The organism is Plantibacter sp. RU18, from assembly GCF_050613355.1.
In the GTDB taxonomy this organism is placed as follows: domain Bacteria; phylum Actinomycetota; class Actinomycetes; order Actinomycetales; family Microbacteriaceae; genus Plantibacter.
Genome location: NZ_CP159618.1, coordinates 2,144,605 through 2,159,976 on the forward strand (window position 1 = coordinate 2,144,605; position 15,372 = coordinate 2,159,976).

A 15,372-nucleotide genomic window follows, 5' to 3' on the forward strand; every position below is an offset into this window, starting at 1 on the left:
GCCGCTCAGCCTTGGTCCGGGAACGGACGCAGCTCGAGGCGGCCGTTTCGAGCCATCGGGTGCCGCGCGGCTCTCTCGATCGCTGCATCGAGGTCGGCGCATTCGAGGATGTCGAAGCCCCACAGGGTGTCGGTCACTCCAGGGATCGGACCATCGGTGACGAGTCGCTCACCCGCGCGGACCCGCACACCGCGAGCCTCGCTCGGATCGAGCACATCGCCCATGAGACGGCCACCGACGGCGTCCAGCTCGTCGACCCAGCGGTCCACATCCGAATCGTCGCCGACCGCGTCGGGCTCCGAGTCGGCCAGGACGAACATCATGTATCTCATCAGGATTCCTTTCCATCTGGGTGTGCCTGCTGGTGCAAGCGAGTCGCGTGGTCGTCCCAGATCCCGTCGATCGGGGTGTCCTTGCCGAGGATGTTCTGCGCGGCTCGATGACCAGAGCACAGCGCGGCGGTGACCGTGGCCGGGTCGTCGGTCCAGGTGGCCTCCCCGGCGAGATGCAGGACGCCGCCGACCGGTGTCGCGAGTGCGTCGTGGTCGTCGGTGGAGGAGCCGAGCTGCATGTAGGCGTAGGAGCCATGGGAGAACGGGTCGGCGTGCCACGCGGTGACGGTCACGTCGGACGGCTGCTCGACACGGTCTCCGTAGAGACGACGCAGCTGGTCGAGGATCGAGTCGGCGACCTGGGTGTCGTCCCAGTCGCGGATCTCGCGGGCGGTCGGGCCGGCGGCGAAGGTGAGCAGGGTCGGTTCGCCGTGCAACGGCGTCAGGTCGTACCAGGAATGCCAGCGGCGGCCCTCCGGGCCCTGTTGTCGGACGACGTAGACCTCGTCATCCCAGAACTTCGTCGGGAACCGCAGGAAGACCTTCTCGAAGGAGTTCATCGTCAATCGCGACAGCGCGCCGACGACCGGCTCCGGCAGCGGCGGCACGATGACGAACCGCTCAGACTGGAGGACGCCGACGGGCACCGTCACGACGACGGTGTCCGATCTCAGCACCGCGTCGCCGACGGTGACCGTGGCGCCGTCAGACGACCAGTCCACGCGCGCCACGAGCTGCTCAAGGCGGACGTCGAGACCCGCTGCCAGGTGCTTCGGCAGCGCGTCGTAGCCGTCCGGGAAGACGACCTCGTCACCGTCGATGAGGTCGTCGTCGAGACCGTGGGCCGCGAGGTCCTCGATCGCCGCTCCATACTGCTCCTCCGATCGGTGCTCCAGGTACTCGCGCACCCGCTGCACCCGGTCCACGTCCCAGCCCTGGAGCGCGAGGGCCGCCTCGGTCACGTCGCGGTACGACGCTTCTGCGGCGGATTCGGCCACGACACCGAGCAGCGTCGCGTCCAGCCGATGGATGTCCTGCACGAACTGCGTCGCGTCCTCGTCGGAGAGTCGGCCGCCATCCGGGCCGTAATAGGCGATCGGCCGACTGTCAGGCTGGTATCCACCGACGGTGAACTCCACCGTCCGCATGCCGAACGCGTCCGCCGCCGCTGCGACCGGACTGTCGGTGACGCCGTGGATCCACGACGCCCCGAGATCCGTGACGTGACCGTCGCGTCGCTCGGTCCACACCCGTCCACCGACCCGATCCCGCGCCTCCAGGACGACGACGCGACGACCCGCACGGGCCAGCAACCGTGCGGCGGTCAACCCCGACACGCCCGCACCGACGACGATGGTGTCGAACCGCTCGTCGTCCACGGGAGCGGGCGGCGCGCCGGTGGAACCGCTCATTCGAGGTCGTCCATGCTGCCGGTCCCTGGCGTGCCGTCGACCCGCTCGTACTGCAGATGGACCGACCCGCCCGGTGACGTCTCGGCCGGTGCGACGAGGCGGAGGTTCGTCGGGACGCTTCCTCCCGCGAAGACCTGTTTCCCGGTGCCGAGGAGGATGGGATAGACCCACAGGTTGAGCTGATCGAACAGCTGCTCGGCGAACAGCGTCTGCACGAGGTCGAGACTCCCGATGACGTGGATCTTCTCGTGCCGCTCGCGCAGCTCACGGACCGCTGCGGGCAGATCCTCGCCGAGCTGTGTCGCATGCGCCCATTCGGGTTCGAGCGCCCCGCGGGATGCAACGTACTTCGGGATGCGGTTGAACAGGTTCGCGATGCTGCCGACCCGTCCGTCCTCCTGACCAGGCCAGTACGACGCGAAGATGTCATAGGTGCGCCGACCGAGCAGCAGTGCGTCCATGCCCTGCATCCCCGCGTCGATCTGCTCGCCGTCCACCTCGTCGATGAGTGGTGCCTGCCAGCCACCGAACGCGAATCCGTCGGTCGGGTCCTCCTCCGGCCCGCCTGGCGCCTGCGCGACGCCGTCGAGCGTCATGAAGAGGTCGATGTGGATACGTCCCATGTCCTGCTCCGTTCTTCCGGGTTCAGATTCCACCCCGACGGCATCGGTGTCAACGGGGTGGGCCGAGAAGGTGACGAGGAGCTGAGAACGCACTGACCGAAGGGCGTCGACCACTCCGGAGGCGAGTAGCGTTCGGAGCAGGTTCTCCGTCGGGCGGACGCACTGGCGGCGCACCACGGACTCCAACGGATGAGAGGCACACCACCATGACCGATCTGGACAGTATCCCCGTCACCACCCTCGACGGCCGCGACACGACGCTTGGCGAATGGGACGGCAAGGCGAAGCTCGTCGTCAACGTCGCCAGCCGCTGCGGTCTCGCTCCGCAGTACGAGAAGCTGGAGAAGCTCCAGAAGGAGTATGCGGACCGCGGGTTCACCGTCATCGGGTTCCCGAGCAACCAGTTCCTCCAGGAGCTCGGCGACAACGAGAAGATCGCCGAGTACTGCTCTGCCACCTGGGGTGTCACCTTCCCGATGATGGACAAGGTCAAGGTCAACGGGCGCAACCGGCACCCGCTCTACCAGGAGCTCGTGAAGACCGCAGATGCCAACGGCAAGGCAGGCAATGTGAAGTGGAACTTCGAGAAGTTCCTCATCGCGCCCGACGGCACCGTGCACCGGTTCCGTCCGACCACCGAGCCGGACGACCCCACCGTGATCGCCGCGATCGAGGAGAGCCTGCCGGCGTAGTCACGTTCGACGGGGTCGTGGACCGTCCGGCTACAGGAACGCGACCCCGGTGAACGCCTCGGCGCTCGCCCAGAGCTTCGCCGCCACCTGCTCGTCCCTGGCGGCCTCGGTACGCCCGACCGCCTTGGGATGGCCGCGCATCTCACCGAAGCCGTCAGGACCGTAGTATCCGCCGGGCTCGACGTCTGGCGACGTCGCCGCGTAGAGCGTCGGGAGCGCGCCCATGTCGGCGCTCTGGCCGAGGAGCTTCGTGCCGAATGCGAGGAGCGGACCCTGGCGGGACTCGGTGTGCGACTGCAGCTGCGTCGACGCGAAGCCCGGGTGGGCGGCGACAGAGATGACCGGCGAACCCGTAGCGGCCAGGCGACGCTGCAGCTCTGCGGCGAACAAGAGGTCTGCGAGCTTCGACGCCCCGTACGCGCGCCACCGCTCGTACTTCCGATGGTGCCAGTTGAGGTCGGCGAGATCGATGCTTCCGGCACGATGCGCCGTGCTCGACAGGGTCACCACGCGAGCGGTGATCCGTTCGATGAGCAACCCGGTGAGCGCGAACGGGCCGAGGAAGTTCGTGCCGAACTGGAGCTCGAAACCATCCTTCGTGCGTCGTTCGGGCACCGCCATGACGCCGGCGTTGTTGATGAGGAGGTCGACTGCTCCGGTGCCGTCGGCGAACCGGCGCACCGAGTCGAGGTCGGCGAGGTCGAGCTCACGGACGGTGATGTCGCCGCGCATCGAAGATGCTGCGGCTTCGCCCTTCTCCGTGTCTCGACAGGCGAGCACGACGCTCGCGCCGTGCGCGGCGAGCTCGCGGGCGGCGGCCGCGCCGATGCCGCTGTTCGCACCCGTCACGATGACGGTCATCCCGCTCTGATCCGGGATGTCGGCTGCTGTCCACTCGCTCATCCAGGAGACGTTACGCCACATTCCCGGCCCATCTACACATATCGCTCACAGCTGGAACGATATATCGTTGAGCATCGTTCACGACTCACGAAGGAGATCATCATGGGTGGATCATTCCCCTCTGCCGGCGCAGGTTTCGGTTTCGGCTCAGGCGCGCATACTGACGGCATGTGGCAGGTCATGGAGCAGCTGCGCTCCAAGTTCGAGAAGAGTGCCGGCTCGCGAGTCGGCCGCGGCGACGTCCGTGCCGCCGTCCTCGCCCTGCTCGCCGAACAGCCGATGCACGGCTACCAGATCATCCGCGAGATCGAGGAGCGCAGCGGCGGCTCCTGGAAGCCCAGCGCCGGCTCCGTCTACCCGACGCTGCAGCTGCTCGCCGACGAAGGCATCATCACCGCCGAGGAGGCAGGCGGTCGGAAGACCTACGCGCTCACCGAGGCTGGCCGCGAAGAGGTCGCCGAATCCGGTGCATCGGCACCGTGGGAGGGTGGCGCGTCGAGTGAGGGCAACGGCTTCACCGCCCTGCCGAAGGCCGGCGTCGAACTCGCGCAGGCCGCAGCGCAGGTCGGACGCACCGGCACCCCGGAGCAGGTCCAGCAGGCAGTGACCATCCTCGACGACGCCCGCAAGCGCCTCTACGCGATCCTCGCCCAGGACTGACCGGGTGACGTCGACCGGCCCGACACGAGGAGACTCGGCGTCCGGCCAGGGAGCGGGCCGTGCACGGTACCGGCGCATCCTGCGATTCGCGAGCTGGCACCTCGCGGTGGCCTGGTGGTTCGAGATCGTGCTGCCGCGCATCGGGCTCGCGAAGCTGACCGAACGCACGAGGTCCCGTCGCATGCAGCGGTTCGCGCGACGTTTCCACGGACTCGCGATCGACCTCGGCGGCCTGATGATCAAGGTCGGCCAGTTCATGTCGTCGCGCCTCGACGTCCTCCCGCCGGAGATCACGAAGGAACTCGAAGGACTGCAGGACGAGGTTCCGGCGGTGCCGTTCCCGGCCATCAGGGCGCTCGCCGAAGCCGAACTCGGCGTGCCGCTCGCGCAGGTGTTCGCCTCCATCGACGAACGACCGGTCGCCGCCGCATCGCTCGGGCAAGCGCACCGCGCATGGCTCGCTCCGTCGCTGGCCGAGGACAGCGGACTCGACGGCGTCGTGCTCAAGGTGCAGCGACCCGGCATCGACCAGGTCGTCGCCGTCGACCTCGCAGCACTCCGGAAGGTCGGCGGGTGGTTGCGTCGCGTGCGCATCGTGTCCGACCGGGTGGACATGCCTGCCCTCGTCGAGGAGTTCGCGGCGACGAGTCTCGAGGAGATCGACTACCTGCACGAGGCAGCGAGCTCCGAGCGCTTCGCGATCGACTTCGCCGACGACGATCGCGTGGCCGTCCCGTCCGTCGTGTGGGAGCGCACCACTCGCCGGGTCCTCACCCTCGAGGACGTCACCGCGATCAAGATCACCGATGCCGAGGCGCTGCGAGCGGCCGGGATCGACCCCTCGGACGTCGCGCCCGTCTTCGCGGCCGTCATGTTCGACCAGCTCTTCTCCAACGGCTTCTTCCATGCCGACCCGCACCCGGGCAACATCTTCGTCACGCCGATCGAGGCCGCGCCGGGGGAGCGTCCGTGGAAGCTGACGTTCATCGACTTCGGCATGATGGGCGAGGTGCCGCCCACCACACGGCGCGGCTTGCGCAAACTGCTCATCGCCGCCGCCTCCCGCGACGGCTCGGGGCTCGTCGACGCGATCCGCGACCTCGGTGTCCTGCTCCCATCGGCCGAGACGACCGAGCTCGAACGGGCCATGACCGCGCTCTTCGCCCGGTTCGGCGGCATGGGATTCGCCGAACTCCGCGAGGTCGATCCTCGCGAGTTCCGCGACTTCGCCACCCAGTTCGGCGACGTCGTGCGGTCGCTGCCGTTCCAGCTCCCCGAGAACTTCCTGCTGATCATCCGCGCGATCTCGCTGACCTCCGGCGTCTGCAGCGCACTCGACCCGGAGTTCAACCTGTGGGACTCCGTCGAGCCGTATGCCGCACAGCTGCTTCGTGACGAGCGAGGCAACGTCGTGCAGGACCTCGGTCGGGAGGCTCTCGACATCGCCGCCGTCGCGATCCGTCTGCCGAAGCGCATCGATGCCGTCATCGCGCGCATCGAGGACGGTTCGGCGGCGGTGACGAACCCGCGACTCGAGCAGCGGGTGGCGAAGCTCGACCGCACCACTCGGCGCGTGGTGTCCGCCGTGCTGTTCGCCGCACTCCTCGTCGCAGGCGCCGTGCTCCGCGCCGATGACACCGTCTTCGGAACCGTCCTCATGGTCGCGTCGGTGCTCCCACTCCTGCACGCGCTGTTCTCGGGCCGGCGAGGCCGGTAGGGGGTGAGTCGGTCGCGCAGCGCGCATGTGCCTCCGCCATCCCGCACGCGCTGAATATGTCTCCAGAGGACATGTCCGGGGCGTGAATCCGCTGCGAGGATCGCTGGCGCACGGTCGGGATCCCTCCGGCCAGCGGAGTGGAGCGACATGCGCAGCAGCACGACCGGTTCGACGTCCAGGCAGGGCGGTACCCGATGATCGATGACGACTTCCGCGCGCAACTCGCCGCGCTCGGCGGCTTCGACACGACGCGGGGATCGCTCGCGGGGGTCGTGGTGATCGACGTGACGCGGGTCGTGGCCGGACCGTATTGCTCGATGGTGCTCGCCGATCTCGGGGCCACCGTCATCAAGGTCGAGCACCCCGATGATCCCGACTACACGAGGACCTTCCCGCCGATGCTGCCGAACGACGACAGCGCGAGCACCGACGCCGACGAGCAGCTCAGCGGATTCTTCGCCCAGTACAACCGCAACAAGCTCGGCCTCACCGTCAACATGCGACACCTGGGCGGTGCGGCGCTCCTCGAACGACTGGTCGAACGCGCCGACGTCCTCGTGGAGAACTTCCGGCCGGGGACGATGGAACGCCTCGGCCTGGGGCCGGACCGGCTGCGTGCGGTGAACCCGCGTCTCGTGTACGCCGCGTTGAGCGGCTACGGCCAGACGGGCCCGTACCGAAGCCGTCCGGCCTACGACAACAGTGCCCAGGCGACGGGCGGGCTCTGGTCGATGAACGGTGCGGCGGACGGCCCTCCGACGCGCGTCGGCACGATCATCGGCGACCTCGCCGCGAGCCTCTACGGGGTCATCGGCATCCTGGCGGCGCTCCGGCACGCGGAGGCGACCGGCGAGGGCCAGCTGGTCGACATCTCGCAGCAGGACTCCGTCCTCACGCTCACCGAGAACGCGGTCGTGTCCTACACGTCCGACGGCACCGTCGCCGCTCCGCTCGGGAATGCGCACCCCTTCGTGCGCCCGTACGAGGCGTTCCCCTGCGCCGACGGCTTCGTGTTCTTCGGCGGGTACACCGACAAGTTCTGGAGGATCTCCTGCGAGCTGTTCGGTCGGCCGGGGGAACACGAGGCGTACCCCGAGCTGCATGCGATGGCCGACCGCTTCGACGAGGCGGTGTACGAGCAGCGGGTGCGCCCGCTCGTCGAGGGTTGGTTCCGCGACCGCACGAAGGCCGAGCTGGAAGCGCTGGCCGGTGACCTCGTCCCGTTGAGCGCGGTGAAGGACATCGCAGAGGTCGTCGCCGACCCGCAGATCGCCGCCCGCGACATGGTCGTCGACACCGATTACCCGGGATTCGGCACGCTCCGCAGCTTCGGTTCGCCGATCAAGCTCGAAGCGACCCCGGCGCGGACCCGGGGTCGTGCGCCGGCCACGGGCGCGCACTCGACGGCGATCCTCCGCGACTTCCTGGGTTACGCCGACGAGGACATCAGCGCGCTCCGCGAGGCTGGGACCATCTGATGGGGGGGATCCGTCTGGAGCGCTCCGGGGCGACCGCCGTGATCACGATCGACCGCCCGGAGAAGTTGAACGCGTTGACCCTCACGATGTACGACGAACTCGGTGCGGCGTTCGCCGAGGTGCGAGACGACGCGCGCATCGGCGTCGCGATCCTCACCGGTGCCGGAGACCGGGCCTTCTGCGTCGGCGCCGACCTGGGGGAGTCGATCCCGGCGCTCGCCGAGGGGCGGTTCGACATCAGTGAGTGGGACCCGGCGCATCAGAAGCACTCGCGTCTCGACAAACCGGTGATCGGTGCCGTCAACGGCCTCTGTCTCGGCGGTGGATTCGAGATCCTGCTGTCCACCGACATCCGGGTCGCCGCGGACACCGCGGGATTCGCGCTGCCGGAGACAGGCGTCGGCGTCGTTCCGGCGGGCGGCACCCTCGCGCGGCTCGTGCGTCAGATCCCGTATGCCTTCGCGATGGACCTCATGCTCCGCGGCGGTCGGATCGATGCGGAGACGGCCGCGCGCTACGGCATCCTCAACCGTGTGGTCCCGGCCGCCGAGCTCCTGGAGACCGCGTACGGGATCGCCGACGAACTGCTGTCGAAGAGCTGGACGGCGCTCGCGACGGTCAAGCATGCCATCCGGGCATTGTCCGACCTGCCATTGGAGGAGGCGTTCGTCCTCGAGGCGAAGCTCGGACAACGCGCCTTCGCGAGCGACGACGCGAGAGCCGGGCTGGCCGCGTTCGCCCAGCGGAGAGCGCCGAGCTTCCCTTCGCGCGCGTCCTAGACTGAGGGGATCGTGCTCGAGGCGGATCCGATCCGCCGCCACTTCGACGGAGGTCGCATGGACCAGGCGACCGGTTCCGCAGCGCTGGCGCTCGAACTGCTGGCAGCTGCACGCGACGAACCCGGGCGCCTCGGAGCCGGTGTCGGGGAGATCCTCGACCGCGCAGGCGTCGATCGGGCCGACGCAGACGCGCTGGCCGAGTCCGTGCGCGAATCCCAGCTGCGCGGTGCACGGCTGCGCCGTCGCGCGACCGAACTGGAGGCGTTGTTCTCCACCGCCCGCGAGCTCGTCCGCCTGCAGGACGTCGACGAGGTGCTCGGACGACTCGTCGAACGCGCGCACCATCTGATGGGGACGGACGTCACCTACCTCTCCGAGGTCGAGAACGCCGAGGGCGACCTCCGTGTGCGGCACTCGTTCGGCACGGTCACCCCGGAGTTCCGGGACCTCGAGGTGCCCGCCGGAGTCGGCCTCGCCAGCAAGGTCGCCGAGACCCGAGAACCCGCGTGGGTCGCACGCTACGAGACCATGACCGAGGTCGGGCACGACGACCGCATCGACGCAGCCGTCCGGGCGGAGGGCCTCGTGTCCTTCCTGGGCGTGCCGCTCGCCGTCGGTGGCGAGGTGCTGGGTGCGCTGTTCGCCTGCAACCGGTTCGGCTACGACTACACGCCGGACGACGTCCTGCTGCTGTCCGCATTCGCCGACCACGCCGCGGCCGTCCTGCACACCGCGAGGGCTCTGGCCGACCGTGCAGCGGCGACGGTCCGTGCCGAGGAGGCCTACCGCGAGCTGCAACGGCATCTCGCGGCGACCGAGCTCGCCAGCAGGATCCACGAGGAGCTGACCTCCGCGGCGATGACCGGGGGCACCGTCGTGGACCTCGTCGCGACCCTCTCCCGCCGGCTCGGGCGTCGGGTGCTGGCGCTCGACGCACAGGGACGTCCGCTCGAGGGTGCGGGGGAGCTGCCCGCCCGGAGCGCGATCCGCGACGCGATCGCCAGGAGCCAGCTGAGCGGCCATGCCGAGCCCGTGGACACTCGCGACCGCCGATGGATCGTCGTCGCGATCATGGGCGCAGACCGCGTCCTCGGCGGAATCCTCGCGGAGGACCCGGAGGGACTCGCCGACGACGTCGGGCGGCGGACGCTGGAACGAGCGGCGCAGGTCGCCGCGCTCGTCTCGTTCAAGCGCGACGCCGTCATCGCCCTCCGCGCCGAACGCCGGTCCAGGTGGCTGCTGGCGGTCATCGACGGTGCGGGCGAGACCCTGCCCGTCGACATCGAACCGGTGGTGCTCGTGTCCGGGCTCACCGGATGCGCCGTGATCGACGTCCGGGAGCGGGACGTCGTGGACGCGGCCTTCGTCGCGCACCGCGACCATCGGCTGTTCATCGCCTGGACGGACCTGGACCTCGTCGCGGCCACGGAACGGCTGCGGCGGTTGCTCGCCGATCGGCTGCACGAACCGGGCCTCACCGCAGTGGTGTGCACCGCGGTCGGTTCGCCGGCCGGTCTGGGAGCGGCGGTCGAGCGGGCGACGGCCGACCTGCGGTTCCTGCGGCCGCTCGGCATCGAGGGGTCTACGGTGCCGTCATCGAGTCTCGAGCCGTATCACGCGCTCTCCTCGTCCGAACCGCTCGCGGTGATCCGGTTCGTCGACGAGATGCTGGGGTCCGTGCTCGACTGGGACGAGCGCCGAGGCACCGCGCTGTTCGACACCCTCGCGTCCTACTTCGCCGGCGGCGAGAGCCGTCATGCGGTCGCAAAGCATCTGCACATCCACCCGAACACCGTGCAGCAACGGCTCGATCGCATCCGCGCGCTCCTCGACGGAGCGTGGGACGACGCAGAGTTCCGGTTCCGGGTCCAAGCGGCCGCGCGACTCGAACGCCTCCGTCGAGCGCTGCAGGGCGCATCGCCCTCCGCCTGACGCCAGGTGCGCCGGGTTCGTCGTCCGATGGTTGTTCCAACACATTCCGAGGCCCGAAACATGGGTTCCCGGTCCATAGGCCGCTCCTCGGTGCTCCAGCACACTTGCCTGAATCAACCGACTCAGTCAGAGGGAGCACCACCGGATGGAATCGTTCGAAGTCGCGGTCGTCGGCATGGGAGCACTGGGCAGCGCTGCGGCCTACCACCTGGCGCGCCGCGGCGCGAAGGTCGTGGCGTTCGAGCAGTTCGAACTCGGCCACGTCCGCGGTGCCTCGCACGACACGTCTCGGATCGTGCGCACCTCGTACGGGGCGCCACAGTACGTCCGTCTCGCCCAGTCCGCGTACCGTGACTGGGCGGACCTCGAGGAGGAATCGGGCGAGCGCCTCCTGACCATCACCGGCGGTGTGATCTTCATCCCGACCGACGGTCCGTACTCGGCGTCGGACTTCACGGCGGCACTCGACGAGTGCGACGCGCCGTTCGAGCTGTTGTCGCCGGACGAGGTGCACGAGCGCTGGCCGCAGTTCACCATCCCCGAGAACGTGGAGACCGTCTACACGGCCGACACCGGTATCGCCCATGCGGCCCGGACGGTCGCGACGTTGCAGCTGCGCGCTCGTGCGCTGGGGGCCGACATCCGCGATCGGACGCATGTCGAGGCGCTGACCCCGGACGGTTCGGGGCTCGTCGTGCAGACCTCGAACGGTCCGGTCCGCGCCGACAAGGTGATCCTGGCGACCGACGCGTGGGCGAACGAGCTGCTCGAACCACTCGGTGCGGCGATCCCGCTCGACGTCATGCAGGAGCAGGTCACCTACTTCCGTCCGGCGGAGCCCGAGCAGCTCGGCCGCGAGAGCTTCCCAGTGTGGATCTGGCAGGACGAGGAGTGCTACTACGGTTTCCCGACCTTCGGTGAGCCGACGGTGAAGGCTGCCCGCGACGTCTCGGACAACCGGATGACGCCGGACGAGCGGTCCTTCATCCCTTCGGCCGAGCTCACCGCTCAGCTGGCATCGTTCGTGGGCGGGCTCATCCCGGCGGCAGGACCGGTGCTCCGCACGGTCACCTGCCAGTATGCGCTCACCCCTGACCGCAACTTCGTGCTCGGACCCTTGGAGGAGCACCCGGACGTCATCGTCGCACTCGCGGCCGGCCACGGGTTCAAGTTCACCCCCGCGTTCGGACGCATCCTCGCGGAGCTGGTGCTCGACGGCGAGACGACCGACGACATCTCGGGCTTCGCGCCGTCCCTCGCGCGTTCGGCCGAGCGCGTCGCCCCGATGCCGACGAGCGTGGGCTGATCCACCATGACGCGGTACATCATCTCGCGGGTGCTGTCCTCGCTGTTCGTCCTGTTCGTGCTGTCCGTGCTCGTCTTCTCGATGGTGCGCATCATCCCGGGCGACCCGCTGTCGGCGTTCGCCGATCCCTCGAACCCCGATCCGGCGGCGCTCGACGCGCTCCGTGCCGAACTCGGCCTCGACCAGCCCTGGCTCACGCAGTACTTCGTCTGGCTCATGGGGGTGCTCCAGGGTGACTTCGGCCGGGCGATCACGGTGCCGAGCGAGGTGTCGACCCTCATCGCTGCCCGTCTGCCGCTGAGCCTCACGCTCGCCATCATGGCGACGTTGTTCGGCACCGTCATCGGCATCCCGGCCGGCGTGCTCGCGGCGACCCGCTGGCGTCGCGCGCCGGACAACACGGTCCGCGGGATGTCGTTCGTGCTCCTCGCGACGCCGCCGTTCGTGCTCGGGACCGTGCTCATCCTCGTGAACTCGCTCACCCTGCGGCTGCCGCTGGTCGGTCTGGCCGGAGCAAGCGGAGACCCGTTCAAGATGCTCGGCGTGCTCGTCCTCCCTGCGCTGCTCATAGGCCTCGTCCTCGCGGCGATCGTCGCCAGGTACACGCGGGGCACGCTCCTGGACACGCTCGGTCAGGACTTCGTCCGCACTGCTCGGGCGAAGGGCGCATCGCCATCGCGACTCGTCGGACGGCACGCCCTCCGCAACGCGCTCATCCCGGTCACGACGGTGATCGGCATCGAGCTCGCTGCGCTCGTCGGGGGCACGGTCGTCATCGAGACGGTCTTCGCGTTGCCGGGCATGGGCTCGTTGCTGCTGACCGGGATCCGCTCCTCGGACTACCCGATCATCCAGGCGACCGTCCTGCTCATCGGCGCGGTCTACGTGCTCATCAACTTCATCGTCGATCTCGTCTACCCGCTGATCGACCCACGAGTGAGGGTTCACACGTCATGACGGTCACTCGCGCGCTGGCGCTCGCCAAAGTCGACGGTCGCCGTCGTCGCAACCACTTCGGACCCGCGTTCTGGAGCGGCTCAGGCATCCTCGTCGGCATCCTGCTGCTGGCCGCGTGGGTGACCCTCGCGCCACCCTTCGACCCCTTCGCGGCGTCTGGCCCCGCTCTCGCCGCGCCGAGCCTCGAGCACCTGCTCGGCACCGACAACCTCGGCCGGGACAACGCCACCCGACTCGTGCTGGCTGCACGGACGAGCCTCTTCATCTCCGGAGCGGCCGCGCTCCTCGGAGCCGTCATCGGAACGGTCCTCGGTCTGGTCGCGGGGTACGTGGGCGGCTGGGTCGACGCCGTCATCATGCGGTTCGTCGACGCTGCGCTCGCGTTGCCGGCGATCCTCGTCGCCCTCGTGGTCGGCGTCGTCATCGGGACCGGCCCGGTACCGCTGATCGTCGCCCTCGGCCTCGTGTTCGCTCCAGGGTTCGCCAGGGTCATGCGGGCCCCGGTCATCGCGCTGCGCGAACGCGACTTCGTGCTCGCTGCGACGCTCAGCGGTGTCCGCGGTCATCGTGTGATCGCCGAACACCTGCTGCCGAACGTGCTCACGCCGCTGTTCGTGCAGTTCGCGTCCGTGGCATCGCAGGTCGTGCTCATCGAGGCGGCGCTCAGTTACCTCGGCCAGGGCGTCCAGGCGCCGGAACCGTCGGCGGGTCGCATGATCAGTGAGTTCACGCGGTTCATGCAGGTCCAGCCCCTGCTCATCATCCTTCCTTCGCTCGTGATCATCCTGCTCTCGGCGGCCTGGAACCTCCTCGCCGACGGCCTGCAGGACTACTTCGCGCCGCGCCGGGAACCGGCCTTCTCCCTCGGTCGCCGCCACAAGCGGCGTCCGAGAGCGAAGCAGCACCTTCGCACCTCGACCAGCAACGACACCCCCTCGGCGGACCCGTCCGCCGATCCAGAGAAGAGGCAGTAATGAACAAGCGCATCATGGTGGGGACGGTGGCCTTCGTAGCCGCGTCCCTGGCCCTCAGCGGCTGTGCACCCAGCAGCAGCTCGAGCGGCGACGCCGGAGACCCGGTCGCCGGTGGCACCCTGCACTGGGGCGTCCCGGCAGAACCCTCCGCCGGCGGTCTCGACCCGATGGCCGCCAGCGCCGTCGCCGCCGAGGTCATCAACTCCGTCGCCTACGACACCCTCCTCGCCAAGGACGACGACGGAGTGGTCATCCCCGCCCTCGCCACCGAATGGTCGCAGCCCGACGACGTCACCTGGGTCTTCCAGGTGCGCGACGATGTGACGTTCGCCGACGGGAGCCCGTTCAGTGCAGACGACGTCGTCTACTCCTTCCAGCAGCAGCAGGCTGCGACGACATCGGCGGCCACCTACCTCGCGAACGTCGAGAGCGTCGAGAAGACCGGTGACAGTGAGGTCACCTTCCACTTCAGCGCTCCCGACGGCACCTTCCTCGACGCCGTCTCCGCACGCCAGACCTTCTTCATCGTGAGCGAGGAAGGCTACGGTGCGGCGACCCCTGAGGAACGCCAGCGCACCACCTTCGGCACCGGAGCCTTCCAGGTCACCGACTGGCAGGACGGCGTCAGCGTGACGATGGAGAAGAACGACGAGGCGTGGCAGGACACGAAGCCGTACATCGACGAGATCGTGTTCGACTTCATCCCCGACGAGTCGGCTCGCCTCGCAGCCCTGCAGCAGGGCAGTATCCAGGCCGCCTACTTCATCGACGGCAGCCTCGCCGACCAGGCCGTCCAGGCCGGGTTCACCCTCGGCGACGTCTCCTACCGCCAGAACCTCGCGGTCTACATCAACCCGGAGACCGGCCCGCTCGCCGACATCGACGTGCGACGTGCCGTCGCCCTGTCGCTTGACCGCCAAGCCCTCGTCGACACGGCGATGCTCGGGTACGCGGCGCTGTCCTTCGTCCCGCCCGCCGGAGACCCCGGCGCACTCGACCCCGAGGGCCTGCCGTACTACGAGCGCGACGTCGACGCTGCGAAGAAACTGCTCGCGGATGCCGGCCAGCCGAACCCGACCCTCACCCTGAGCTACATGGGCGACGTCGCGCAGGCGCACCACCCGGTCTACGAGATGATGCAGCAGCAGCTCGCCGAGGCGGGCATCACGCTGAACCTCCAGGCGAAGCCGCTCTCCGAGATCGCGCCCATCTTCACCACCGGTGAGACCTGGACGGACCTCGTCGCGATCCCCGGCAGCCCGCGCGCGGCATCGCTGTTCTACTACGACCCGGTGCTCGTCGACGGCGGCGTGTACAACCACTGGGAGGGCAATCCCGAGGCGGACAAGGCTCGGGAACTCTTCCAGCAGGCGAAGAGCGAGTCCGACCCCGCGGCATACGCCGACCTGGTCGACCAGCTGGCCGAGGAGGCAGCGGAGCAGGTCCTCGAGATCGTACCCGTCGCAGTCCCCGTCTACTTCGAGGTCTGGGACGGCAACAAGCTCCACGACTACCAGAGCGACGCGTACTACTCGCGCTACCGCCTCGACGAGGCCTGGTTGTCGCAGTAGGCCGGGCGTGCAGCATGCAGCCTGAGGTCGGGTGCG

Annotated in this window: 14 protein-coding genes; 10 read left to right on the plus strand and 4 right to left on the minus strand. The window is 69.0% G+C overall.

Annotated features, from left to right (window positions below; translation table 11 throughout):
• Positions 1–5 precede the first annotated feature (5 nt).
• From ABMA10_RS10330 to ABMA10_RS10340, 3 genes are read right to left on the minus strand one after another with little or no spacing between them, the layout of a single operon-like run.
• A complete protein-coding gene (locus tag ABMA10_RS10330) occupies positions 6–332 on the minus strand; it encodes a YciI family protein (protein WP_347866728.1) in 327 nt (108 codons plus the stop codon).
• Positions 332–1,744: a flavin monoamine oxidase family protein gene (locus tag ABMA10_RS10335; protein ID WP_347866727.1), complete on the minus strand. Its 1,413-nt coding sequence runs from the start codon at positions 1,742–1,744 to the stop codon at positions 332–334. Before ABMA10_RS10335 ends, ABMA10_RS10330 begins: the two co-directional genes overlap by 1 nt.
• Positions 1,741–2,367, minus strand: a complete 627-nt coding sequence (locus ABMA10_RS10340; RefSeq protein ID WP_347866726.1) for a dihydrofolate reductase family protein — start codon at positions 2,365–2,367, stop codon at positions 1,741–1,743. Before ABMA10_RS10340 ends, ABMA10_RS10335 begins: the two co-directional genes overlap by 4 nt.
• Before the next feature lie 206 nt (positions 2,368–2,573).
• On the opposite strand from ABMA10_RS10340, the gene ABMA10_RS10345 reads away from it, so the two are divergent.
• Positions 2,574–3,059: a glutathione peroxidase gene (locus ABMA10_RS10345; RefSeq protein WP_347866725.1), complete on the plus strand. Its 486-nt coding sequence runs from the start codon at positions 2,574–2,576 to the stop codon at positions 3,057–3,059.
• Positions 3,060–3,089: 30 nt separating this feature from the next.
• On the opposite strand, the gene ABMA10_RS10350 is transcribed toward ABMA10_RS10345, so the two are convergent.
• Entirely contained in the window at positions 3,090–3,962 is an 873-nt protein-coding gene (locus ABMA10_RS10350; RefSeq protein ID WP_347866724.1) for an oxidoreductase, read from the minus strand.
• Between the two features lie 102 nt (positions 3,963–4,064).
• Here ABMA10_RS10350 and ABMA10_RS10355 point away from each other — a divergent pair, with 102 nt between their 5' ends.
• The 9 genes from ABMA10_RS10355 (at position 4,065) to ABMA10_RS10395 (ending at position 15,336) form a co-directional block, all read left to right on the plus strand.
• Entirely contained in the window at positions 4,065–4,622 is a 558-nt protein-coding gene (locus tag ABMA10_RS10355) for a PadR family transcriptional regulator (RefSeq protein WP_347866723.1), read from the plus strand.
• A gap of 4 nt (positions 4,623–4,626) precedes the next feature.
• Positions 4,627–6,339 (plus strand): ABC1 kinase family protein, encoded by a 1,713-nt coding sequence (locus tag ABMA10_RS10360; RefSeq protein ID WP_347866722.1) that lies wholly within the window; start codon positions 4,627–4,629, stop codon positions 6,337–6,339.
• Between the two features lie 194 nt (positions 6,340–6,533).
• Positions 6,534–7,817, plus strand: a complete 1,284-nt coding sequence (locus ABMA10_RS10365; protein ID WP_347866721.1) for a CaiB/BaiF CoA transferase family protein — start codon at positions 6,534–6,536, stop codon at positions 7,815–7,817.
• The gene (locus tag ABMA10_RS10370; RefSeq protein WP_347866720.1) at positions 7,817–8,596 is read left to right on the plus strand and encodes an enoyl-CoA hydratase/isomerase family protein; all 780 of its coding nucleotides are present in this window, start codon (positions 7,817–7,819) and stop codon (positions 8,594–8,596) included. The genes ABMA10_RS10365 and ABMA10_RS10370 overlap by 1 nt, the downstream gene beginning before the upstream one ends.
• Positions 8,597–8,653: 57 nt before the next feature.
• The gene (locus ABMA10_RS10375; protein ID WP_347866719.1) at positions 8,654–10,528 is read left to right on the plus strand and encodes a helix-turn-helix domain-containing protein; all 1,875 of its coding nucleotides are present in this window, start codon (positions 8,654–8,656) and stop codon (positions 10,526–10,528) included.
• A 145-nt stretch (positions 10,529–10,673) separates the two neighbouring features.
• Positions 10,674–11,834 carry an N-methyl-L-tryptophan oxidase gene (solA, locus tag ABMA10_RS10380; RefSeq protein WP_347866718.1) on the plus strand — a complete coding sequence of 387 codons (1,161 nt, stop codon included), beginning with the start codon at positions 10,674–10,676 and terminating at the stop codon, positions 11,832–11,834.
• Positions 11,835–11,840: 6 nt separating this feature from the next.
• Positions 11,841–12,791, plus strand: coding sequence for an ABC transporter permease (locus ABMA10_RS10385; protein ID WP_347866717.1), 951 nt, complete (start codon positions 11,841–11,843; stop codon positions 12,789–12,791).
• Complete coding sequence (locus ABMA10_RS10390; RefSeq protein ID WP_347866716.1) at positions 12,788–13,765, plus strand: ABC transporter permease; 978 nt, start codon at positions 12,788–12,790, stop codon at positions 13,763–13,765. Before ABMA10_RS10385 ends, ABMA10_RS10390 begins: the two co-directional genes overlap by 4 nt.
• Positions 13,765–15,336: an ABC transporter substrate-binding protein gene (locus tag ABMA10_RS10395; RefSeq protein WP_347866715.1), complete on the plus strand. Its 1,572-nt coding sequence runs from the start codon at positions 13,765–13,767 to the stop codon at positions 15,334–15,336. Before ABMA10_RS10390 ends, ABMA10_RS10395 begins: the two co-directional genes overlap by 1 nt.
• The last annotated feature ends 36 nt before the right edge of the window (positions 15,337–15,372 follow it).